Raw genomic sequence first — 22,516 nt, forward strand, 5'->3', positions numbered from 1 at the left:
TCGGTAGCTCATTCACCCAAGCGAAATATGTCAGATGTTGCTTTAGTGTCGAGTCCTAATGTAGGAATCGCCAAATCAGAAGAAAACAAAAAATATGTTAATGAGTTGACCACCCTCAACCTTGGTCCTACTCACCCTGCCACCCATGGTATTTTCCAGAATATCCTTACCATGGACGGGGAGACAATCATCGATTCAGAACAAACTGTAGGGTATATCCACCGTGCGTTTGAAAAAATCGCTGAACGTCGTCCTTTTTATCAAATCACAACGCTTACCGACCGTATGAACTACTGTTCGTCACCAATCAATAATATGGGTTGGCACATGACTGTAGAAAAACTGTTGGGTATTGAAGTTCCTAAGAGAGCACAATATATGCGTGTGATTATGATGGAGTTGGCTCGTATTGCTGACCACATTATTTGTAACTCAGTACTCGCTGTAGATACTGGTGCCATGACTGGTTTCTTGTATGTAATGCAGTGGAGAGAGCATATATATGAAATTTACGAAGAACTATGTGGTGCTCGTTTGACTACCAACATGGGACGTTTTGGTGGTATGGAGCGCGACTTCTCTGCCGAAGCTATTCGTAAAATCAAACATTTCCTAAGTGAATTCCCTAAAGGTCTTAGAGAGTTTGAAAGTTTGGTTAAGCGTAACCGTATTTTCATGGATAGAACTACAGGAGTAGGTGCTATCTCTTCTGAAAGAGCTTTAAATTATGGCTTCACGGGTCCAAACTTACGTGCAACAGGTGTTGACTACGACGTACGTGTCATGAACCCTTATTCTTCTTACGAAGACTTCGAGTTTGAAATCCCAGTAGGTACAACTGGCGATACCTATGACCGCTTCTTGGTTCGTGGCGAAGAAATGTGGCAAAGTTTACGCATTATTCAGCAGGCCATGGATAACCTTCCAGAAGGACCTTATCATGCTGATGCTCCTCATTATTATTTGCCTCCAAAACAAGAAGTTTATAACAACATGGAAGCACTAATCTATCACTTTAAGATTGTGATGGGTGAAATTGATGCTCCTGTGGGTGAGGTTTATCATTCTGTAGAAGGAGGTAATGGCGAATTAGGTTTTTATTTAGTTTCTGATGGTGGACGTACTCCTTACCGTTTGAAATTCCGCCGCCCTTGCTTCATTTATTATCAGGCTTTCACTGAAATGATTAAAGGCTCAACACTTTCTGATGCTATCATTACGATGTCATCTATGAACGTGATTGCTGGCGAATTGGATACCTAGTGTATTACCATTTCATATAAATCGACCCAATAGTTTTAGTAGAAATATTTAGTTAGAAGCGAAAAGGAATATGCAAAAGTATTCCTTCCGAAATGCTAATACCGAACATGACGAACACACAAACCGTTCAGTTTCCAGCAGATACGTTGGAGAGGGTACACAAAATCATCAAACGTTATCCAGAAGGTAAACAAAAGTCAGCTTTACTTCCAATTTTGCACTTAGCACAAGCTGAGTGGCGTTGGTTGAGTTCTGAGGTAATGGACTATGTAGCTGGCTTATTAAATATTAAGCCAATCGAGGTTTATGAAGTAGCCACATTTTATACGATGTTCCACCTTGAGCCTGTGGGTGAGCATGTAATTGAATACTGCCGTACAGGTCCTTGCTGCCTAATGGGTGGTGGTGAAGTATATGACCATTTAAAGAAAAAATTAGGTGTTGATACTGGTGGTACTTCGGCAGATGGCAAGTTTACAGTAAAAGAAGTAGAATGTCTTGCTGCTTGTGGCTGGGGACCAGTCTTTCAAATTCGTGAGAAGTACTATATGAACCTTACGACTGAAAAGGTAGATGCCATTATCGAAGATCTTTCAAAATAATTATAATAAACCATTTGATACTTAATTCCTCTACCCAATGATAGCTTTTTTGAAAAATACCTTTAGAAGACCTTATCACCATATTAGACACTATGTTGCGCCTCAAGGACCAAAAGATTTTGATAGCGAAACATTACCACTAGTTGATAAGGATGTTTCTTTGGAACAAGTAATAAATAAAGTTAAAATTGAAGGGTCTTTACCTTTTGATTTAAAAGAAAAGCTAGCATTCTGGAGAGAAAATGGTTTTGTGGTTCTTGAAAATGTTTTGCCAACCCAATGGTTAGATAATCTTTGGAATGAAGTTGAAGAAACCATCGAGAATCATGAGAAGTATGATATGACAGCTTTGGTATATCAATTTAATAATACTAAGGATGCCAAGCTAAAGGATATACCAAAAGATAAGTTGAAAAGCATAGGTGCTCGTATTAATGATTACCATAATGCTTCGATTGGAGCAAAAAAAGTAATGACTCATCCCAATATTGTAGCCTTTTTGCGTGCCGTATTGGATAATGATCTTACTGCTTTTCAAAGTTTAATCTTTAAGTATAGTAGTCAACAAAGTACACATCAGGATTATCCTTGGGTAACATCGGGTGTTCCGAGCCATTTAGCTGCTGCTTGGATTCCCCTAGAAGATGTACACCCTGATTCTGGTCCTTTGTTCTATTATCCTGGCTCTCATAAATTGCCAAAGTTTCATTTTGGAGTTACAGGTATTTTGTACAAACACGGTTTGTCGCTGTTTAGCCCTGATCAATTTGGTAAGTATTTGGATAAAATATGCGCCAAGTTCGGAATTCAAAAGAAAGTACTTTTGATTAAAAAGGGTGATATTTTGATTTGGCACGGAGCATTAGCACATGGCGGAAGTCGTATCAATAATGCTGAAATGACACGCAAGTCATTTGTTTGCCATTATTCAACAGTACAGGCGCAACCTAAGCACCGTGCAGAAACTAAAGATGTGTCTCAGACAAGCTATTATAATGGGGTAGCAATCTATGCAAACCCTGCAAATTTGGCACAAGAAGATATTATTTCACAAGGAAAAGACTGGACAGAATAAGCACTTTTTACTTTTCTTGAAAATAACATTTCATGCTTTAATGTATTTTTTAATCACATGAAAATATTAACCCAACATATTGATGTACCTGGTATTGAAACCATCGACGTTTATCGTAAGCATGGTGGATATTCAGCGGTAGAAAAAGCCATCAAGACAATGGCGCCAGATGAAGTAACTGAAGAAGTGAAAAAATCAGGTTTGCGTGGTCGTGGAGGTGCAGGTTTCCCTGTAGGAATGAAATGGTCATTTTTGGCTAAACCAGAGGGTGTACCTCGCTATTTGGTTTGTAATGCCGACGAATCAGAGCCTGGTACGTTCAAAGACCACTATTTGATGATGAAGTCTCCACATACCTTAATCGAAGGTATGATTGTATCTTCTTATGCTTTGGGAGCCAATACTTCATATATCTATGTGCGTGGTGAGTTGATGTATGTGATTAACATCCTAGAAAAAGCGATTCAAGAAGCTTATGATAAAGGATTGTTAGGTAAAAACATCTTAGGTTCAGGTTATGACCTTGACCTTTTTGTACAACCTGGTGGTGGTGCCTATATCTGTGGTGAAGAAACAGCTTTGCTAGAGTCTTTGGAAGGTAAACGTGGTAATCCACGTAATAAGCCTCCTTTTCCTGCGGTAAAAGGTTTATATCAGTGCCCAACCGTAGTTAATAACGTAGAATCTATTGCCGCTACTTCTTGGATTGTAAACAATGGCGGTGAAGAATATGCTAAAATAGGCGTAGGACGTAGTGCCGGTACCAAATTGATTTCGGTTTCTGGACATGTGCGCAAACCTGGCGTTTATGAAATTCCACTAGGTATTACGGTAGAGGATTTTATCTATTCTGACGAATGGTGTGGTGGTATTCGTGATGGCCACAAGCTTAAGGCTGTTGTTGCGGGAGGTTCGTCAGTACCCATCTTACCAGCAGAATTAATCTTGAAAACAACCAACGGTGAAAATCGTTTGATGACTTACGAATCGTTATCTGATGGTGGTTTTGCTACAGGTACAATGTTAGGGTCAGGTGGTTTTATCGTAATGGACGAAACTACTTGTATCGTACATAATACGTTAACATTTGCTCGTTTTTATCATCACGAATCATGTGGACAATGTTCTCCATGTCGTGAAGGTACAGGCTGGATGGATAAAGTAATTCATCGTATTGAGCATGGCAAAGGTCGTATGGAAGACATTGATTTGTTGGTTGATGTTGCGAAGAAAATCGAAGGAAATACCATTTGTCCATTAGGTGATGCAGCAGCATGGCCTGTGGCAGCAGCCATCCGTCATTTCCGTGATGAGTTTGAATGGCACGTAAAACATCCAGAAGAAGCTACAAAGCCTGGTGCGGTGTTTATGCGTGAAGGTGCTAGTTGGACATTGTAAGATTTGCCCATATTTTTCTATTAATAAGTCTTTTTAAATTTGATTATTTAAGGCAAAACCTTCAAATTCTCAAATCTTCAAATAAGAGAACAATGAAAGTAACTATTGATAACATCACTATTGAGGTAGAACCGGGTACCACTATTATGCAGGCGGCTCGTCAAATCGGTGCGCATGTTGCCCCTCCAGCGATGTGTTACTACGAACCACTTAAGGGTTCGGGTGGTAAATGCCGCGCTTGTTTGGTGAAAGTAACTGCAGGTTCTGAAAAAGACCCTCGTCCAATGCCAAAATTAGTACCTTCTTGTATTACTCAAGTTCAGGATGGTATGATTGTGGAAAACACAACCAGTCCACAAGTACTTGAGGCTCGTAAAGGTGTAGTAGAATTCTTATTGTTGAACCACCCTCTTGATTGCCCTGTGTGTGACCAAGCTGGGGAGTGCCACTTACAAGATTTTACTTTCGAACATGGTGTTTCTAAAACTCGTACCATCGAAGAACGTAACACTTTCGAACCACAGGATTTAGGTCCATACATTCAATTGAATATGAACCGTTGTGTGCTTTGCTATCGTTGCGTGTACACAGCAGACCAAGTTACTGAAGGACGTGTTCATGGGGTAATGCACCGTGGTGACCATGCCGAAATTAGTACTTATATCGAGAAAGCGATTGATAACGATTTTTCAGGAAACGTGATTGATGTTTGTCCAGTAGGTGCTTTGACTGATAAAACGTATCGTTTCAAAAACCGTGTATGGTTTACTAAGCCTGTAGATGCTCACTGTGATTGTGGCAAATGCTCAGGTAAAGTAACATTATGGTATCGTGGCGATGAAGTAATTCGTGTAACTGCTCGTAAAAATGAGTGGGGTGAAGTACAAGACTTTATCTGTAATACTTGTCGTTTTGAACGTAAGAAAACTTCTGATTGGACTATCGAAGGACCAATGAAAGTAGCTCGTCATTCTGTGATTTCAGCAAATAAATATGGTGCAAGCTCTATCAAACCTGCTTTCCCATTGAAGCAAGCAGCTGAACAGTATAAGCAAATTGACGATAATCGTGACCGTTCATTTTTAGAACCACAAAAGCAGTTGAAATAATTTTTGTCGCTACTGTCAACAGTAGTCAATAGCACTAATATTGTATATTCATGGAACTTACATCCACAGTATTTACCGCAAAAGCCATATATGTAGGTGTTATCTTTGCTATCACCTTGGGCGTAGCAGCGTACTCTACTTATTTCGAGCGTATTTTTGCTGCCTTCTTTCAAGACCGTGTTGGTCCAGATAGAGCGGGACCATTTGGTATCTTACAGCCTCTTGCTGATGCTGTAAAGATGTTTATGAAAGAAGATTTTATTCCTGCTAATTCAAGTAAATGGCTCTTTATTCTAGGTCCATGTTTGTCTATGTTTACAGCACTTATGACTTCTGCTGTAATTCCTTTTGGCGATACTATTGACTTAGGTAATGGTGTGAAATTTGACTTGCAAGGTATCGATGTAAACATTGGTATTTTGTGGGTATTTGGTATCGTATCGCTTGGTGTTTATGGTATCTTAGTAGGTGGTTGGGCATCTAACAACAAGTACTCTTTATTGGGAGCTATTCGAGCAGCTTCGCAAAATATCTCTTACGAATTAGCAATGGGTCTTTCAATCATCTCTATCTTGATGATGACAGGTTCTTTGTCAACCAAAGCAATCGTTGAAGCGCAACAAAATGGACACTGGAATATCCTTTACCAACCAGTAGGGTTTGTTCTTTTCATTATTTGTGCTTTTGCAGAGTGTAATCGTACTCCATTTGACTTACCCGAATGTGAAACTGAATTGATTGGTGGTTACCATACAGAGTATTCTTCAATGAAATTAGGTTTTTATTTGTTTGCAGAATACATCAACATGTTTGTTTCAGGCGCAGTAATGGCTACTTTGTATTTTGGAGGTTATGACTATCCATTCTACGAAACAGTAGTCAATTCATTTGGCGAAAATGTTGCAAACTTCATTGGTTTCGGCGCATTAATCGGAAAAGCACTATTCTTTGTATTTGTGTTCATGTGGGTGCGTTGGACATTGCCACGTTTCCGTTATGACCAATTGATGAACTTAGGTTGGACAGGTTTGATTCCAATCGCCATGTTCAATGTAGTGTGGACAGGTCTTATCATTTTGTTACCAGCTGAATTTAATTTGTCAAGCTTGGCTTCAATCGGTATCGCTATTGCAGGTATTCCTGTTTTGGTTGTAGGTTTGTTTATTTATCATTCGATTGCTGGAGGAAAGAAAAAGAAAACAGCATTGGCTCGTTAATCCCCAATAGCCTTCAATATCCCAACTTTTACTGACTTAGTATGAAATTAAGTAATAGAACGAAAGTATTAGAACAAGAAGAATTGACGCTAGCAGAGCGTATATATTTGCCAGCGATTGCAGGTGGGATGTTAACTACCCTCAAGCACTTCTTTCAAAAGCCAGTAACAATTCGTTATCCTGAGCAAAAAAGATATTTAGGTCCTGTGTTTCGTGGGCACCATATCTTGAAAAGAGATCAAAACGGAGCAGAACGCTGTACAGCTTGTGGTCTTTGTGCCGTAGCTTGTCCTGCCGAAGCAATCTCTATGGTTGCCGAAGAACGTAAAAAAGGAGAAGAAACTTTGTACCGCGAAGAGAAATACGCTAAAGTATATGAAATCAATATGCTTCGTTGTATCTTCTGTGGACTTTGCGAAGAAGCTTGTCCTAAAGAGGCTATTTTCTTACGCCATGACAAAATGGTACCTGTTTTCAACGACCGTAACGAAGTAATTTTCGGTAAAGATAAACTCGTAGAAAAAATGGATGACCGTTATCTACGTGATGGTTGGAAATAAGAAACATTTATAGATTTAACAGCAGAAGGTATTTTTACCTGTTTAAATTCGAAAAATATGCAATTTTGGTACTTTCTTACAGCCCTTACGTTAATTAGTGCGTTGATGGTTGTACTTTCCAAAAACCCAATTCACAGTGTATTGTATTTGGTGTTTACGTTCTTTTGTATTTCAGGACACTATGTATTGCTCAACGCGCAGTTCTTGATGGCGGTTAATATCATCGTTTATGCTGGAGCTATTATGGTATTGTTCTTGTTTGTAATCATGATGCTCGATCTACGACGAAACTCCCCTGATTCGAAAACCAACTTAACAAAGTTGGCTGGGGCTGTTGTAGGTGGTACTGTCTTAGTAATTTTTATTGCAGCAACACGCAAAATCAATCTAGGTACAGGTGCTGATAATGCTTTATATGATTCTCAAACGGGTATGGTTGAGAATTTAGGTAAGCTCTTGTATCGCAACTATCTTCTTCCTTTTGAGTTAGTATCAATCTTGTTCTTTGTAGCAATGGTGGGTGCAGTAATGCTAGGTAAGAGAGAAGCAGGAGAAAGAAATTTCTAAATTTTAGATATATCAACAAAAAAGGGAGCTTTCGGCTCCCTTTTTTGTTGATATATTTTTTAATAAAATGTTAAGTTATAGTCTAAAATTCTAGAAATCATATCCAATCGAGAATCCTGTTACATTGGCTTTGGTAGAAGGTTGTGTAACACCTTTTAATGAGTCTGTAGAGCCTAAGTTAAGTCTTTCATACCGAATCTTTATCGTAAGCTTTTTCATCTTTGCAGAAGCCTCTATTGAAGGCGATAAGTGCTTAGACAAGTTAAATTCAGTATTAGGAGCAGTAAGGTTTTTTTCATCTGTTTTGAGCTTTGATAAAGCTGGATAGCTAACACCTATTCTTAAAGTTAATTTGACTTTTGATTTAGAGGTATAATTCAATTTGGCACCAAGACTTGGGGAGAGAAACTTATATTTTTCTTCAAAAACTGTTTGTTCGCCTTCCTGTCCATATACCAATGAACGGCTCCACACTTTGCCTTCTAAACCGATAAATGGCTCTATGCTTATTTTTGAGGTATCACTAAGTTTGAAAGGAACACCTGCATCTATATTAGCATAAAAACCAGAGAGATTAGCCTTCGGTTGATTATAAAGCGGATTAATACTAGCAGAGTAGGGCGGAGCTGTTTTATAATCACTAAAATTTATGCTTAATGCGTTTCCACTAGACTGCGTTGCATAAGGTTTATTGATATTTTTATAAGCCCCTAAATCCAAATTGATATTTAGCTTGCTTGAGGGTTTTAGCTCAAACTTTATTCCTGCTTTTCCTGTCGTATAATTTTCAATCCAGTTAAACTGTTCAATAGATACTTGAGGTGTGATAGTCAATGGCTTTGAATCATCCACGGACTGAGCAATTGTGCCTGTACTTGCACCTCCCAGTAGTAAACTTACGAGTAAAGCCTTTTTCATGAATGTATAATTTGTTTGAATATGTAAAAAATTAGGTCAGTAATTGACGCTCAACTAGGTACGATTCTGTACGTATACTTTATTATAACACAAAGTTGGAGAAAATATTTGATACTTTGTGTTAAAAATTCTTAAGTGTAGATATAGATATTGATTTTGGTTAGAATGATTCTGTATAACCAGTTGAAAAGCCACTCCAAATTTGGAAACACAGGCGATAATCCTTAGTTTTACTATAGTTATCAATAAACCATTTTGTTGTCTTATAACCGTGCAAAATAAGCGGTATAGGCATTTTAATTTATATTTCCGTAGGGAAAATTACATCAAAACCAAATAAGTATATTGGAGCCGTCAAACAATAATCTATTGGGAAAAAAGTTAGCTGTTTACTCTGATCATTTGTCTATGTATGATCAGTATGGAGCACTAGCTTATGGGGTAATTCTTCAAATTATTCCAAACGAACAACTAGCACAGGAGGTGCTGGTATCGTTATTTAGTTCTATATCCTTGCAAGGATGTAATGAAAATGTGGTGAATAAAACTATTTGTATTATACGTAATGCAAGAGCAAAAGCTGTTGAATATAAAACAAAATATGCAAGTTCAACTTCACCTCCCATTAACGAAAACCTAGTTTCGGAAGATACCATCCCAAAACTAGTATTTGACTTATCGTTTAGACAGGGCTTAAAGCCTGAAGTGATTGCCGAAAAACTCAATATCTCAAGAGAAAGAGTATTGAAGGCTTTCAACGAGTATTTTAAACTATTTCGTTAATCCTAATTTTGAACTAAATTGAATACACAAACATACATAGAAAGTGGTGTTCTGGAAGCATATCTGTTGGGTGTGGCTAATGAGTCCGAGCAACAACAGGTAGAGCAATATGCCTATGAATTTCCAGAAATTGCCGATGTCCTAAGCCAACTAAGCGTTACAATAAATCAGCATTTTATGGTACAAGCCGTACCACCTCCCCCAGCTATTCGTGATAGATTGAAATATAAAGAAGAAACGAATGACCTCAAAAAATGGGAGTTTACTGAACAAGGAGGGCATCATGAAGAAAAACCTAAAGCAGATACAAGTTATCTGGAGGTGGAATACGATAATACACACATAAAAGTGCATAAATTTTGGCGACCAGCCTTCATTGCTGTATTCGTGTTGTCAAAGATATTTTTGATTTTGGCAGTGTACTTTTATTTCAAAGCAGATTCTCTGATAAAAGAAAATGCCAAACTTCATCAAGAAATGGAAACAAAGGTAAATCATTAGTAAAAGAAACACCTGCCCAGAAAATCCAGACAGGTGTCGTTCACTAACCATTTATATTATTTTGTTTATCTAGAGGTTAAAGCACCTATCTTCCCAAGGATAGGTGCTTTTTTTGTTTATTTCACTCCGTCTTGTTGCCCACGAGCTACTGCTTTAGCGCCTATAAGCTTCCCATACTTTAAGCCGCTTTCACAGTCCATACGATAGTGAATACCTCCCATTAACCTAGACATTGATGCTTCTGAAGCCATTGAATTAAATTTAGCTTCGTCCGAAGGAAATAAATAACCTAATACTGTTGCTGCCGCAGCAGAGAATGTTGAGTGCCCCGAAGAAAACGCTGGAAAGTTTGGTACTCCTGTCAAGGTTTTAATACTTGGGTCAGCCTGACTAGGACGTGGGAAGTAGTAGTACGATTTGGTGTACCAACAACTAATCGCAGCGTCCATCATAGCTGTATTTAGCAAGGCATAGTTACGTGCTGCACGGAATTCTGACTGTTTATCTGCCACAATATATTTTTCTGCAATAGCATTCCAGTGACCTGGAGGTGTGTAAGTTCCCGCTCCATCTGCCCAGAAATGTACAATAGCAATATTTTCACGAGTAGCATTGGTCGTAACATACTCTTTTACTTCTGCTACTTGCTTTTTAAATTCCGCAGAATTGTAAGAGAGTGGAGGATACTGAATACTCAATTGCTGTAACTCAGGGTTGGTCATGTTCCAAGGTTTAACATTACCAAAGAATGGAAGCATTGGTGGACGAGGAGCATCTTCTAAAGATTTCCAAGCTACTTCACCTTTTTCTTCAACTCTTTTTGAAAGACTATCCCATTGTGCTTTTACACCAATAGCATTACGCATACCGTCTGAACTGTAACGAGCTAGAATTTTTGTAGCAATCGCTTTTCCTAATTTTTCACCAGCTTCAATATCTGAGCGAGTAGACGCACCAGCCCAAAGCTTAAACCATTTTTGCTCTTCTTTCTTTTTGTAAAGGAACAAAGTATCTTCTGTAGAAGGGAAAAGACGTTTCAAGAATTCATACGAAACGGCTGCCATTACTGCATCTTCAGATGGATACGAAGGAAGAGTAGATTTGCTTACAATAACAGGAGTAATGCTAGCATCTACCTGATAAGGTGCTTTTCTTTTGTATTGTTGTTTGTAAGCCATAGCCGCAACCAATGCATCATATTGTGCCACAGATACATACGCATACGAGCGTGATGCATAAGGAGGGTTGGCAAATGGAAATATCGGATCAGCATTAGGGTTTGCCGAATTCGGAATCGGATATTCACCTGTGGCATTTTCGGCAGGAGGAAGGTTACGCTTTGCCACCAAACTACGCATAATCTGATTCCAGCGCAAAATGCCGCCGCCAGCCCAATAACGAATAGCCAAACGTTGATCATCGCTGATATTTCCCATGGCTGTTTTTACTTCCTGAAGTTCCTTTTGATAGTTCGCCGAACTTACATCTTCGGGTGCTGTCAATGCTACTTCTGTAGCTGTTTGTAAAATATATGGTTTCCAAGTTCCAGCATCAGCGTCAACTTTTGTTGGAACAAGGGTATCTAATTCGGTACCGTCTCTTTCTAAGCTTTTTTCACAAGCCCAAATAACTGCTAATGCTGCCGTTGCTGCAATTAGTTTTTTTATAGATAAAAATGAAGATTTCATGATTCAAGAATTATAATTTTTAAAGAGAATAAAAAAAGTCATCAATGTTTTGATAAACTATCTATGCATACACTGATTTATTAATGACCACTTTTATGCTCATCTGTCGACATATTACCTGCATGGTTAGTATCTCCTGGACGACAAATTGGCCCAGTTGGGATACCGCCACCTCCTTTATTTTTGCGTAAGTCAATATATTGAAGAATACTAATAGAGAAAGTTGTAGATTTTCCTACGTTTCTACCTGCAACTACCTGTCCGATAGTCCCCATAATTTGTAAGTCTTTCAATTGTGGAATGCGATATGCTGCCACCAAGCCAATACGAGTTAAGTCCATTTTAGCACACAAACCTGGCATATCATTTCTACGAATGTCAATATCACCATTTACGATATTTTGCTCATAAGTAGCTTCCAATTGCCAACGATATGAATAGTGACCAAACTTAGCTCCCAAGTTTACCACATCTGGCATCATCATTTCATTCGTGAAATATGCTTGGTCAGAAAAATACATCTCACGGTCAACACGAACATTACTACGATGAATATAAGCGCCTTGAGCTGTAAGCGCCAGTTCGTGAGGAAGTGTGTAATACAAAATTCCACGAGCAAATACTGTCTTACTTTGCATACCTATCGACAATGGCAAGAAGTCAGCAACATAATTGTTTGTAGGAAGAGAACCACCCACAGAGCCAATTACTGACAAGTTCTTGATTTGCGCAAGTCTATATTTCAACGCTAGCGTAAGGTCTTGTACTCCACTCATGCCTTTCAAAGTACCTTTTGTTGCTTCTGTTTTTACATAAGGAAGCATAAATAGTACATTGAATCGATCTGAGATACCATAGTTACCCATGGCAGTAATCATTTGGGTATTTACATTACCTAAGTTTTTATTTTCTCTGAAAAGTGAGCCTTCCCAGTATTTATTCCATGTGTCGTGCGTATAGCCAATTCCACCACAAAAATTCTTTTTTGCCATGAAAATACCATCTGTCATATTTTGTGCAAAAAGCGATGAGCTAAATGCAAGAATGCTTGATACGAGTAATAGTCTAAATTTCATACTGTTATATATAAATTGGAATTTTGCTATCAAAATAGTTAGTAATTGGGTCATAGGGTGCATCAAAAAGTGCACCCCGACCCGTCTAAATAGAGTTTAGAAGCGATGAGAAAGGGTTGCCGAAATAAAGTAATCCGCAAAAGCGGCATCGCCATGCTTACCGTATTTCAAGTCAGCTACACTCTGGATTCTGTTGCGAGTAGTAGCTATAGGTACTGTGAGAGCAAAAGTGTTTTTCCCTTTTGAGTAAACAACACCAGGCTCTACTGATATGATATAGCCAGGACGGCGGAAGCCTTCGCTTTTGCCAAAAACATCATGAGCAGGAACGCCTTCAATACGGCCTCCAAAACTTACTGATAATCCAGCTTTTGATAAAAGCGCATAACTTGCACCTACACGTGCCGCAAATTGATCTGCAACAGAGTGATACACCACAATCTCATTGGCTGCAGCTTCTTTGGTTCCTGACGTTAAAGTATTGTTTACATTACGTGGGTTGAATAAATAAAACCCGTTGAAATAAAGAACAGTCTTAGGGAGTACTTGTTGATAACCTTGAATTTCTACGTTTGCGCCCCATCCGCCATCTCCAAGCTGAATCGATTGGTCTACAGCTTTAGTAATCAGATATTCTTTTCCTTCTTTATCTAGTTTGTGAAACTGGTCTTGTACATTCGAATTGCCAGTCGGTGCTTTTACACCAAGACCTAAAGCAATATTGCCTTTTGCATGATCTAATGGATCTAATAACCAGTAAGTAGCTGTCAAACGCATATCACCAATACCTGTTGAGTGAGTATCAAAGTATTGTGTATTGGCAGCAGTGTTACCATAGTGTTCGTATTTAGATGCACGAACATTGACAGCAAATGGAATATTTAGAGCAAAACTTAAGCGGCTGTTGTAAGCATAAGAGATACCTAAATCAAATCCTTGAGAATCGTTGATTACTTCAGTATTGTTTAAGGCTCTTTGAGTTTGCTCTTCTGTACCCACAAAGTGCCTGTGAGAGTGAAGGTTTCTAAACCCTAATGAAACCTGCCATTGGCCAGGTTGTAACATTGATGAAGAACTAGTTCCGTTACCAGTTGAGCAGCTCATGTGGCGAACAGCAACGCATCCTTGTGAAAAATTTTTAAAATTTATTAGAAAAATACAAAAAAAAGTAATTGCGATAGAGGAGAATTTTTTCATGTAATGCTGAATTTAAGCGTTTTGTATGGACATAGAGAAACTGTTGGGTGAATTTTACCCAAAACAAACTATGCAATAGCAATTGCTACTGCCAACAAATCGTACAAATTAGCATTGCCGGGGTGGCGGTGATTGAGTATCTACAGAACGAGTTTCTGGTGTGAATAAATGAATGTGATTTTGACGTGGTTGTACCCAGTCAATGACGAATACGATATGCTTCTTGTCAGAAGACATGTATTCCTTCAAGAAGTTTTTGAGTAATTGAGAAGATGACTTTTTAGAGAAGTCGCCAGCTTTGTCAGCCACGTGCTCGTTGATATGCGAAGCAAGGTTGAAAAAGCGATCACGAGCAGATTGGTCTATTTTACAAACCGTATAAAGGGTATCATTGACTAATTTCTGAGAAATCATCTGATAATGAATATCTCCTTGTCGGATGGTACCACTTACTTTTTTATCTGTGCTCCAATCTGTTTGATAAGGAAGTGACAATGGCATTTTGAGAAGCACATAATCTTCTTTACCCGAAACAGGCTGAACCGTATGCGCAAACGAACTTTCGGCTCTATTGGTCTCAAACCAATAGACTACCGAATACCCCATCATGTTATACAGAAGGAGGCCAACCAGTAATATGGAAAGAATACGTTTCAACGGATAGATATTTGCACAATGATTCTAGAACAAATTTACAGAAAAATATACCAAAAAAATCAGGGTAAAATTCGATTCTTAGGAATGTACAAGTTTTATTGAGAGCCTGAAGGAGGTAAAAACTGTTTTGTCTGATTATTTTGATCATATAAAAGCCCCAATCAATTGTTATGATTAGGGCTTTTGAAAGAAAAATACATGCTAGATTATTTCAGGAAAGCTAAACTATTAACATTTCTGCCTACTTTTTTTCCTTCTTTTAACCCAACTTCATTATCTTGACGAGTATGAATTCCTCCATAAAAGCGTGACATAGCTGATTCGTCGGCAAATTCATAAAAGTTATTAAAGCTTCTTGCTTTGAATGGTGTACCTGTAGCAGCATCATTTCCTCGGCCTACGTGCGAATTGTCTACGAACTTAAAATTATTTCCATACACATACGTCAATACTTCGGCAGCAGCACCCGACTGTGTCGCATGGCCTGAAGAATAACCTGGAAAAGGTGGAGCTGGCCAAAATGGCTTCCATGAAGGATCTATGGCTCTTCTTACCATGGTGTAAGGGCGTTCGTTATTGAACAAAAATTTGCATTTCCAACAAAGAATAAAAGCATCGGCAACGGCGATTCCTGTGCGAGCAAATCCCTCAACAGCTTTTCCTAAGGTACTTTTTGAAGTTTTGGCTGCGATATTGGCTAAGTTGTATGAATGTCCTGGTGGCGTAAAAGTCTCAACAGGGTTATCTGCCCACCAAACGGCAATTTCTTTTTCCTCAGAAGTTAAAGTTCTATTTTTGGTATAAACCTCAAGATATTGAGCAAAGTACTGTGATGTAATACTCGTTGAAAAAGCAATTGGTGCTGGAGGAACAAGTGTGGTATTTACAGGAACAAAAGTACGATTGTTGCCCCAAGTCGGTTGCATAGGAATTTTCTGTCCATTCTCGGTAGCCTGCCAAGCCCCAGGAAAAATAGGCACTATGTAGCTTGAAGGGAAATTACGCTTATAACCTTCATGTCCACCGTCGGTTTTTGACCATTCGAAAATGGCATTAGCAATATTTTTTCCAAAAGTAACGGAGCGTTCTATTTCGTCTGTGTTTGAGCTACCTTTAAAAGAGGCAGTCATTGCTGTTTCTAGCGAATCTATTTTTTTCTGATTATTGGAAGCTTGTGCTAAAGAGCTTTCGGCATAGAGCGCTTTTAAAATAGTAGCTTGCCCTGCATTGAGTGCCAATGCCCAGTTATAGCTTTTTCCAGATTCGATGGTAGGAAGTTTACTTAAATTAGAAAGCTGACCCGCTAAGGAGTTATGGTCCAACAATCCTGGAACGATAGATTCGTACATCGTAAGTCCACCTAGTCCATAAGCTCGTGCAGCCACAGGGGGAGTGTAACCACTTGTACTTTTGGTTAAATTGAGCTGAAGCTCTGCCCAATTAGAGGCTATTTCATACGTAAAGGCATCGGCTGGGTTGGCCGTATTTGAAGGATTGACATCTGAGTTTTTAGAACATCCAGCAAGAAAGACTGAAAAGAGGCTAAGTACAAATAGCTGTTTGAGTACAGACAATCTGTAGTTGAGTAATTTTTTTTTCATTATATTTTTCAATAAGCTACTACTAAAAGCAGTGTGATTTGGATTCGGCGGTTGATTGCGTAAGTATTATTGTGCAAAAATAATGCCTAAGAACGCGTTGTTTTGATGATATAAATCAAAACGATGGTTTGGTAAATGTAACTTTCTAAGAAGATACACAAACGAAAAAATATACCGTTTTATGGAATAACTAAGGATTTCGACAAAATCTATGAGACATTCATTAATTTAGTATTGTTTTTAGTAAAGAAGACATCGTGCTTGTAAAAGCGAATCCTTAAGTTGTAAGTATTTTTAGAAATTTTTGAAATGAGACTTGACCAAGAAACCATAGAGCGAATTAAACAGGCTGCGCAGGTTGCAGATGTGATAGGCGACTATGTGTCGTTGAAGAAGAAAGGGGCGAATTTATGGGCTTGTTGTCCTTTTCATGGCGAAAAATCACCTTCTTTTTCCGTATCGCCAGCCAAAGGTATTTATAAGTGTTTTGGCTGTGGAAAAGCAGGAGACTCGGTGCGCTTTATAATGGACATCGAAGGTTTAGGATATGGAGAAGCGCTTCGTCACCTTGCCAAAAAATATAATATAACTATTCAAGAATCTCCGTTGACGGATGAACAACTACAAGCACAAAATGCTCGTGAGAGTTTGTACATCGCCTTGAATTATGCCAAAAATTATTATCAAAATAACTTATTTCAACACGAAGAAGGGCAGTCGATAGGCTATCCTTATTTCAAAGAAAGAGGCTTTTCTGATAAAACTATTAAAGCTTTTGAGTTGGGGTATAGTCTTGATATTTGGGATGCTTTTACCAAAGATGCACTCAAAAATGGCTATAGTATTGATGTACTTGAAAAAGCGGGGTTGACAATTCGGAAGCCAGAAGAAAACAAAATGTTTGACCGATTTCGAAATCGTGTCATTTTCCCTATTCATAATGTATCGGGTAAAACGATTGCTTTCGGTGCGAGAATCCTTCGAGCTGATAAAAATCAACCTAAATATCTCAATTCTCCAGAAACCGAAGTTTATCACAAATCCAATATTCTTTACGGAATCTATCAAGCCAAAAATGCTATCCGTTCAAAGGATGTTTGTTATCTGGTAGAGGGATATACTGATGTGATTTCGTTGTACCAAGCAGGTATCGAAAACGTAGTGGCTTCCTCAGGGACATCTTTGACGCTCGAGCAAATACGTTTGATTGCAAGATTTACGCAAAATATTACTGTTCTTTACGATGGTGACCCTGCGGGTATCAAAGCCTCACTGAGAGGAATGGACATGATTTTGGAGGAAGGCTTGAATGTAAAATTGGTAGTTTTTCCACAAGGAGAAGACCCAGATAGTTATGTTCAAAAAATTGGTTCTGATGCATTTGTGCAATATATCTCAGACCATTCGTCCGATTTTATTACTTTTAAAGCTGAATTATTCCTGAAAGAAGCAGGTAACGATCCATTCAAGCGTGCCGAGTTGATTAAGGATATGGTTGGAAGTATTTCCAGAATTCCAGACTCTATTAAGCGTTCGGTGTTTTTTCAAAAAACTGCGAGCTTGATGCAAATCGATGAAGGGTTATTGATTACAGAAAGCAATAAGCTAGCACTTGAAAAGGTCAAACAAAAAGAGAAAGACGCTCAAAGGGATAATAACCGCCAACGACTTCAAAGTGACTTGCCTTCGGGAATAACCTTATCGACTTCAACCAATAACTTGCCTTCTTTTGATGAAGGTATGATGAGCTTTTCGGAAGAGGATAATTTTGGTTATGAAGAGTTTGGAGGAGCACCAGCCACCGTGCTACCAACGCCTGAGCCTAGCCCTTTACCTCAGATAGCGAATTACGCTACTACTTTACATGAACAAGAGTGTATTCGTTTATTGATCAATCATGGTACACGAGAGGTAGATCCAGCGGTAGCACCAGGAATTACCCTTATGCAATATGTCTTAGGGGAAATAGATGGTTTACAATTTAATACACCTATTTATCAGGAAATGCTGATGCTTTGTCGCCAGAAATTCCTCGAAGGTACGGTGGCAGATACTCAATACTTTTTATCCCATCCGATTGCAGAAATACAATCCGAATCAATTAACCTAGTAGCAGAAAAACACTCGGTTTCAGAAGCATGGTTGAGTAAGCATGAAATATTTGTACCAACTGAATTAGATAAACTGGCTGATATGGCCTATACGAATATCTTACGTTTGAAAAAATCATTTAATGACGATCATCTAAGTTCATTAATGAAGCAACTTGCACAAACCAAAGATCCTCAAGAACAAAATACTTTGTTGATGCAATTTATGCAGGCCAAAGAAGTAGAGAAGCAAATTGCTAAAGAATTAGGAACTGTAGTAGTTCGATAAAAACATATTTTACATAACAGATCCTGTTAACAAATAATCGTTACCAACAATTTTAAACCGCTATTGGTCTATGAAAAAAACACTTTTTTTGGTGCGTCATGCACAAGCATCGAGCTCGGTAAGTCCAGATATATTTCGTCCACTCACACCCAGTGGAATGATTGATGCCGCACGCATGAGCAGACATTTGGCTGATAAGTTGACAGGAATTGAATTAATTCTTACATCCAATTCAGAACGTACACGGATGACAACACAAGTTTTTTGTGAACAACTGAAGTTGGATGAAGGCATGATTCAAGAAGAGGCTTCTTTGTATGAAAGCACCCCCAAATATTATCTCGATGCCATTAATGCTATACCAGAGAACATTACAGTGGCAATGTTGGTAGGACATAATCCAAGTATCAGTTATTTTGCTGAATATCTAACACATGAAGATATCGGTTCAATGCCAACTTGTGCAGTCGTAGGAATGACTTTCGAGAATTTAACATGGGCAGAGGTATCCAAGAGAACAGGACACATGTTTATATATGATTCACCTGATTCGATTATTAGTATAACCTAAAATTTTGATATAAAAGAAGAGGTTTTCTTTATATCAAATCAATTTATAAAACCGAGTGATACGATGAATAAGAATCAAAAAATCCTTCGTTGGGTATTTGTTATTTTTACAACTATTGTCGTAATTCTGGCTATTGATATGGCTCGAAATACCACAGCACCGTGGAATAAGAAGAAACAACTTGTAAGGGCTTGGGGAGGAGATTCGACTAGTACCAGTACACAAACAGATACGGTTGCAAACACCAAGTAAGAGTCAATAAAAAAGGCTAAATCTCATAAGATTTAGCCTTTTTTATTTTTCAAAAGTCTTAATTATGCACCAGCGATAGTTTTGAATTCTTCAACATCGATAGCTTTTTTCTCAACTTTTACTTTTTCAACAATTACAGCAGCAATTTTATCTGCATATACTTGGTTGAACATATTCATAAAGTTGTCTTTCTTCGATTTGTCAGTCAAGTAACCGTTAGCGATACGCTCGATCATTTCTTCCATTTGAGCATCGCCAGGACCGTACATACCGAATTGACCACGAACCATATCTTTAGTTTTTTCGATTACCTCAGGGTAATCTACTTTTACTTCAAATTTGTCAGCGATTTCGTTTTTGATAAAGTTCCAACGAACGTCACGTTTTACAGCTTCGAAATCTGCTTCGATTTGTTCCATTGTAAATTTACCTTCGTTTACTTTCACCAACCACTCTTTCAAGAATTCTTCTGGAAGTTCGATAGAGATGTTTTCAAGAAGTGCTTTTTCAGCATCGATTCTCAACAAATACTCAGATTCACGAACGTAGTTAGATTCGATGATAGAAAGAATTTCTTTTCTGAATTCTTCTTCTGAAGATACTTTACCAGCACCTAATACTTTGTCGAACAACTCTTGGTTCAATTCAGCAACTCCTTGACGAGTGATATCTTCGATAGCGAAAGATACTTCACCAGCTAAAGCAGCTACATCATCACCTTTTTTATTAGTTGCTAAACCTTTTGATTTTTCGTCAACAAACACGTTGTCGATATCGAAAGTCAAAGTAGCACCTTTAGCTGCACCTACGAAAGTAACTTTAGCTTCGTCTTTGATTGATTTTGTTGGAATTGCAGATTTTTCAGACCATTCACCTTGAGTAAAAGTTCCGAAAATCATATCGCCATCTTCAACTGATTCAGCGTGGATTTGCTCAGCAAATTGCTTTTTCAAGTTGTCGATAGTTTCTTCAACTTCTTTCTCAGTTGCTTGAATTTCGTAAGAAGTAACAGCAGGAATTGCGTCGAAATCTACAGTGAAATCACCAGCTAAACCTAACTCATAAGAGAATGTAAATTCTTTTTGAGTATTCCAGTCGATAGACTCTTGGTCTTCAACTACTGGCATTGGGTCGCCAACGATGTTCAATTTGTTTTCTTTGATATATTCTTGAACAGAACTACCCAACAAGTTGTTGATTTCTTCTAATAAAACAGATTTTCCGAACATTTTTTGTACAACAGTCATTGGTACAGTTCCAGGACGGAAACCTTTGATGTTAGCACGTTTACGGTAATCTTTAAGTGTTTTCTCAACTTGTGATTTGTAATCCTCCTCAACCAATGCTACGATAAGCTTGGCGTTTACGTTGCTACTTTTTTCGAGCGTAATGTTCATTTTCTTGAGATTTCTGATTTGCAATTAAGGATTGCGGCTTGATACTTGAAGGTGGATAATTTTTGAAAATCAAAAATTTACGTTTAAGTAATGCGAGAATGAGTCATCTCTGAAATGGAGGATATAGAAATGGATAGGCGCTGTATCTGTAGGCTGTCCTAAACTTTTCTACATTTTCGTTTACTTAAATGTGTAAATCTGATTCCGCAACCCGTGTATCCACAATCAAAAAAGCCCTCAAAACCTTGTCGGTTGAGAGGGCTTTGAGATAGTACGGGCGGAGGGACTCGAACCCCCATGCCTCGCGGCGCCAGATCCTAAGTCTGGTATGTCTACCAATTCCACCACGCCCGCTTGCGTTTTGGAGTTGCAAAATTAGTGAAGAGATTCGTCATTCCAAACTTTTTACGAAAAAAAATGAAAATATTTTTTCTGTTTTTTGCTATTTATATCGCAACTAATTGTCTTTCAGTTGATTGTTTTGATATATTTTTTTAAAAATAAATTAAAAATTTACTGCTGATTCATTCATAAGGTTTCAATGTTCAATCTCCGCTACTTTGTCAATTACTTGGGCCATTGTCCATTCATGATTTCTTTACCTGAAATCTTTTTGGGATCTAAAACTACATGTTTGACTGTTTTGCGTTTCCAAGTGTAGATGATATGTACCATTCCATCGGTCGATTGGATTACGGCAGGATATGAAAATTCTCCAGGTTCGGTTTCTAATTCGGTAACTGCAAACCACTTTTTACCATCTTTCGAAATAGCGACATTGATAGGGGAGCGAGGTCCACCCCATTTGCCTTCATACCTAATTGTATGATTATATACCAAAATATGCCGACCATCTTTGAGCGTAACAGCATCAGTTCCTGAATTGGGATTAGGAAGGCTTGTTTTTTGAACTTCGCTCCAAGTCATACCATTGTCATTTGAATATGCTTCTAATATGGCATCGTTTTGACTACGACATAGTAGCTGAAGTTTGCCTTTAGGATGAAACAGTACACTTGGCTGGATAGCCATAATATTTTTGCCATCGTTTAAAAATGCCGTTTTCTGCCATGTTTTTCCTAAATCTTTGCTATATTCAAAGTACAATTTCCAGCCATCTAGCTCGGTGCTAGTAGGGCATAAGATTGTTTTGTTGTGTAACCAAACGGGTTTGTTCTTGATAGGACCTAAAATTCCCTCTGGAAGCTTTTCTGGTTCAGACCAAGTATTACCCTCGTCTTTTGAACGTCTAATCATTCCCCACCAATGAACAGGGTCGGGGCCTACTTTGTAAAATAATAATAAATCACCTTGGGGTACTTGGAACAGCACGGGGTTCCAACAAGGGTAGCGTACATCTGAAGATTGAACACCGTTGGCTAGTTCGATGGGCTTAGACCATGTTCCATGGCTATATCTGCTGGCATAAATAGAAACATCTGGATTTTTTTCGTGTGTACCCGCAAACCACGTAACCAAGAAACCATCCTTAGTTTGTACAATACTTGAAGCATGACATTCGGGAAATTCAGTTGTTGGAAAAATGAATTCTGAATTGACAATGCCTTCAGGGGACGTTTGTGCTTGACCGTTGTAAAAAAATAGAAGTATGAAAATGCTTTTACTGAGCAATCTAAATAGAGATTTCATAGAAATAATACAGTTTGTTAGAGATGTGGTATTGAAGTTACAGAATTCTTGGAGA

General features: G+C 38.3%; 21 protein-coding genes and 1 tRNA gene. 13 read left to right on the forward strand and 9 right to left on the reverse strand.

The window, feature by feature from the left end; translation table 11 throughout:
- Positions 1-27 precede the first annotated feature (27 nt).
- The 8 genes from nuoD (at position 28) to QM481_RS15530 (ending at position 7,791) form a co-directional block, all read left to right on the forward strand.
- On the forward strand, positions 28-1,263 hold the full coding sequence (gene nuoD, locus QM481_RS15495; protein ID WP_283382371.1) for an NADH dehydrogenase (quinone) subunit D: 1,236 nt from the start codon (positions 28-30) through the stop codon (positions 1,261-1,263).
- 107 nt (positions 1,264-1,370) lie between these two features.
- Positions 1,371-1,865, forward strand: coding sequence for an NADH-quinone oxidoreductase subunit NuoE family protein (locus QM481_RS15500; RefSeq protein WP_166551713.1), 495 nt, complete (start codon positions 1,371-1,373; stop codon positions 1,863-1,865).
- A gap of 49 nt (positions 1,866-1,914) precedes the next feature.
- Complete coding sequence (locus QM481_RS15505; protein ID WP_283382372.1) at positions 1,915-2,940, forward strand: phytanoyl-CoA dioxygenase family protein; 1,026 nt, start codon at positions 1,915-1,917, stop codon at positions 2,938-2,940.
- Between the two features lie 57 nt (positions 2,941-2,997).
- On the forward strand, positions 2,998-4,338 hold the full coding sequence (nuoF, locus tag QM481_RS15510; RefSeq protein ID WP_095161397.1) for an NADH-quinone oxidoreductase subunit NuoF: 1,341 nt from the start codon (positions 2,998-3,000) through the stop codon (positions 4,336-4,338).
- Between the two features lie 92 nt (positions 4,339-4,430).
- Positions 4,431-5,447 carry an NADH-quinone oxidoreductase subunit G gene (locus QM481_RS15515; RefSeq protein WP_166551711.1) on the forward strand — a complete coding sequence of 339 codons (1,017 nt, stop codon included), beginning with the start codon at positions 4,431-4,433 and terminating at the stop codon, positions 5,445-5,447.
- A 50-nt stretch (positions 5,448-5,497) separates the two neighbouring features.
- Complete coding sequence (gene nuoH, locus QM481_RS15520) at positions 5,498-6,664, forward strand: NADH-quinone oxidoreductase subunit NuoH (protein ID WP_283382373.1); 1,167 nt, start codon at positions 5,498-5,500, stop codon at positions 6,662-6,664.
- A gap of 41 nt (positions 6,665-6,705) precedes the next feature.
- Positions 6,706-7,224 carry a NuoI/complex I 23 kDa subunit family protein gene (locus tag QM481_RS15525; protein ID WP_095161400.1) on the forward strand — a complete coding sequence of 173 codons (519 nt, stop codon included), beginning with the start codon at positions 6,706-6,708 and terminating at the stop codon, positions 7,222-7,224.
- Between the two features lie 57 nt (positions 7,225-7,281).
- A complete protein-coding gene (locus QM481_RS15530) occupies positions 7,282-7,791 on the forward strand; it encodes an NADH-quinone oxidoreductase subunit J family protein (RefSeq protein WP_166551708.1) in 510 nt (169 codons plus the stop codon).
- A gap of 90 nt (positions 7,792-7,881) precedes the next feature.
- Here QM481_RS15530 and QM481_RS15535 read toward each other — a convergent pair whose 3' ends face one another.
- A complete protein-coding gene (locus tag QM481_RS15535) occupies positions 7,882-8,709 on the reverse strand; it encodes a hypothetical protein (RefSeq protein ID WP_283382374.1) in 828 nt (275 codons plus the stop codon).
- A 369-nt stretch (positions 8,710-9,078) separates the two neighbouring features.
- Between QM481_RS15535 and QM481_RS15540 the strand changes: the two genes are divergently transcribed.
- On the forward strand, positions 9,079-9,492 hold the full coding sequence (locus tag QM481_RS15540) for a hypothetical protein (protein ID WP_283382375.1): 414 nt from the start codon (positions 9,079-9,081) through the stop codon (positions 9,490-9,492).
- Between the two features lie 18 nt (positions 9,493-9,510).
- Positions 9,511-9,993, forward strand: a complete 483-nt coding sequence (locus QM481_RS15545) for a hypothetical protein (protein WP_283382376.1) — start codon at positions 9,511-9,513, stop codon at positions 9,991-9,993.
- 116 nt (positions 9,994-10,109) lie between these two features.
- Here the strand turns inward: QM481_RS15545 and QM481_RS15550 are convergent, their stop codons facing one another.
- The 5 genes from QM481_RS15550 to QM481_RS15570 form a co-directional block, all read right to left on the reverse strand.
- Positions 10,110-11,681, reverse strand: coding sequence for a vanadium-dependent haloperoxidase (locus QM481_RS15550; protein WP_283382377.1), 1,572 nt, complete (start codon positions 11,679-11,681; stop codon positions 10,110-10,112).
- 80 nt (positions 11,682-11,761) lie between these two features.
- A complete protein-coding gene (locus QM481_RS15555; protein ID WP_283382378.1) occupies positions 11,762-12,757 on the reverse strand; it encodes a transporter family protein in 996 nt (331 codons plus the stop codon).
- Between the two features lie 96 nt (positions 12,758-12,853).
- Entirely contained in the window at positions 12,854-13,822 is a 969-nt protein-coding gene (locus QM481_RS15560; RefSeq protein ID WP_283382379.1) for a hypothetical protein, read from the reverse strand.
- Between the two features lie 240 nt (positions 13,823-14,062).
- Entirely contained in the window at positions 14,063-14,563 is a 501-nt protein-coding gene (locus QM481_RS15565) for a hypothetical protein (protein WP_283382380.1), read from the reverse strand.
- A 254-nt stretch (positions 14,564-14,817) separates the two neighbouring features.
- Positions 14,818-16,212, reverse strand: coding sequence for a vanadium-dependent haloperoxidase (locus QM481_RS15570; protein ID WP_283382381.1), 1,395 nt, complete (start codon positions 16,210-16,212; stop codon positions 14,818-14,820).
- A gap of 309 nt (positions 16,213-16,521) precedes the next feature.
- Between QM481_RS15570 and dnaG the strand changes: the two genes are divergently transcribed.
- The 3 genes from dnaG (at position 16,522) to QM481_RS15585 (ending at position 19,414) form a co-directional block, all read left to right on the forward strand.
- Entirely contained in the window at positions 16,522-18,591 is a 2,070-nt protein-coding gene (dnaG, locus tag QM481_RS15575) for a DNA primase (protein ID WP_283382382.1), read from the forward strand.
- Between the two features lie 70 nt (positions 18,592-18,661).
- On the forward strand, positions 18,662-19,162 hold the full coding sequence (locus QM481_RS15580; RefSeq protein ID WP_166551698.1) for a SixA phosphatase family protein: 501 nt from the start codon (positions 18,662-18,664) through the stop codon (positions 19,160-19,162).
- 63 nt (positions 19,163-19,225) lie between these two features.
- Entirely contained in the window at positions 19,226-19,414 is a 189-nt protein-coding gene (locus tag QM481_RS15585) for a hypothetical protein (protein WP_166551697.1), read from the forward strand.
- A 62-nt stretch (positions 19,415-19,476) separates the two neighbouring features.
- Here QM481_RS15585 and QM481_RS15590 read toward each other — a convergent pair whose 3' ends face one another.
- The 3 genes from QM481_RS15590 to QM481_RS15600 form a co-directional block, all read right to left on the reverse strand.
- A complete protein-coding gene (locus QM481_RS15590; RefSeq protein WP_283382383.1) occupies positions 19,477-20,811 on the reverse strand; it encodes a trigger factor in 1,335 nt (444 codons plus the stop codon).
- A 272-nt stretch (positions 20,812-21,083) separates the two neighbouring features.
- Positions 21,084-21,165 (reverse strand) — tRNA-Leu (locus QM481_RS15595).
- 213 nt (positions 21,166-21,378) lie between these two features.
- Entirely contained in the window at positions 21,379-22,461 is a 1,083-nt protein-coding gene (locus tag QM481_RS15600; protein WP_283382384.1) for a sialidase family protein, read from the reverse strand.
- Positions 22,462-22,516 lie beyond the last annotated feature (55 nt).

This window comes from Flectobacillus rivi (assembly GCF_030056655.1).
Lineage (GTDB): Bacteria > Bacteroidota > Bacteroidia > Cytophagales > Spirosomataceae > Flectobacillus > Flectobacillus rivi.